Raw genomic sequence first — 1,538 nt, forward strand, 5'->3', positions numbered from 1 at the left:
GCCCAGATCTCCGACCGGCAGACCACCATCGCCTCGGCGGTGGAGGAGCAGACCGCGACCACCAACGAGATGAGCCGGTCGGTGACCGAGGCCGCCCACGGCTCGGGTCAGATCGCCGACAACATCACCGGCGTCTCCGCGGCAGCCGACTCCACCACGCAGGCGCTGACCCAGACCCGCACCGCGGTCGACGAGCTCTCCCGCATGGCCGCCGACCTGCGCACCTCGGTGGCCCGCTTCACCTACTGAGCGAGCACGGCCGTCCGCGGACGGCGACAGAGGAGCGCACGACCCACCCGGGTCGTGCGCTCCTCGTCGTTCGCCCTCGCCATCCCACGCCTGGCCGCCCGGAGAAAGCGTCTCCGGGCCCGGGCGCCATTCTGCGGGTTTGTCGACAATGGTGATCCGGTGACCGGACTTTCTGCTCCGAGCCGTTCCGACGCGCGCGTCGAGGAATGGAGCGGCCCGGCTTCGTGAGCACGATGTCCGCGAGCACGACGGTGTGCCCACTCGACACCCGACGGTCGTGGTCCGGTCGACCGAGATCCACCCGACCACGGCCTCTCCCCCAGGAGCCTGGACATGCGCACCTCACCCTCCCCCTCGGGCGCCGGCCGGCTGGCCGATCGACCGGCCACCCACAAGGTCCTGGCCTCGGTCGGGGTCGCCTCCCTGACCGCGCTCGTCGTCGGCGGCCTGGCGCTCGGCGACCTGCAGGACCTCCGTGAGGCCCGCGATGCCGAGTTGAGCACCGCCCTGCCGTACAAGAACGCGTTGCACGGCATCGGTCTGACGGCGAAGGCCACGGCCAACGACGAGCGGGGCTACCTCCTGACCGGTGACCCGGAGTTCCTGACCGAGATCGAGGAGCGGCTGGACAAGGTCGACGGCTACCTCGCCGACGCGCGGTCGTCGGCCGACACGGCGGACGAGGCGGCGTTCGTGGACCGCCTGGGGACCGAGATCGGTGCATGGTCGGCCAGCCTGCAGGCGGAGTTCGACGTCTACGCCACCGACCGCGGTGCCGCCGTCGCCCTGGCCTTCGACCAGACGCGCGGCCTGCGCAAGACCTACGAGGAGAGCCTCGACGCCGGCCTCGAGGCGGCAGACGCCGCCCTGCTGGAGGGGGCCGACTACGCGGAGACGGTGACGGTCGCCATCTGGCGGACCGCGATCGTGTGCGCGGTCGGGGTGCTCCTGGCGCTGGGTCTGGGCCTCGCCGTCGCCCGCGGGCTCACTCGCAGCCTCGGCCGGCTGCGCGTGGCCGCCGACCGGCTCGCCCACGGGGACCTCACCGTCACGGTCGGGCTGCACCAGCACGATGAGATCGGTCGCACGGCTGCGTCCCTGGACGCGGCAGTGGCCGACCTGAGGGCGGTGATGAGCACGGTCGTCGGTGCTGCGGACGCGGTGGCCGCGTCGTCGGAGGAGCTGTCCGCGTCGTCGGCGCAGATCTCCGCCTCGGCGGAGGAGACCTCCGCGCAGTCCGGTGTGGTGGCCGGCGCCGCCGACGAGGTGTCCCGCAACGTGCAGACGGT

General features: G+C 72.6%; 1 protein-coding gene and 1 pseudogene. Both read left to right on the forward strand.

Features of this window, described 5'->3' with window-relative positions:
- Positions 1-249: pseudogene (locus BLW63_RS25935) on the forward strand (methyl-accepting chemotaxis protein); the annotation flags it as partial.
- A 333-nt stretch (positions 250-582) separates the two neighbouring features.
- Positions 583-1,538, forward strand: a 956-nt coding sequence (locus BLW63_RS25940) for a HAMP domain-containing protein (protein ID WP_139263849.1), incomplete at its 3' end; no start/stop codon positions are given.

It is taken from the genome of Geodermatophilus africanus (assembly GCF_900107105.1).
GTDB classification, from domain to species: Bacteria; Actinomycetota; Actinomycetes; order Mycobacteriales; family Geodermatophilaceae; genus Geodermatophilus; species Geodermatophilus africanus.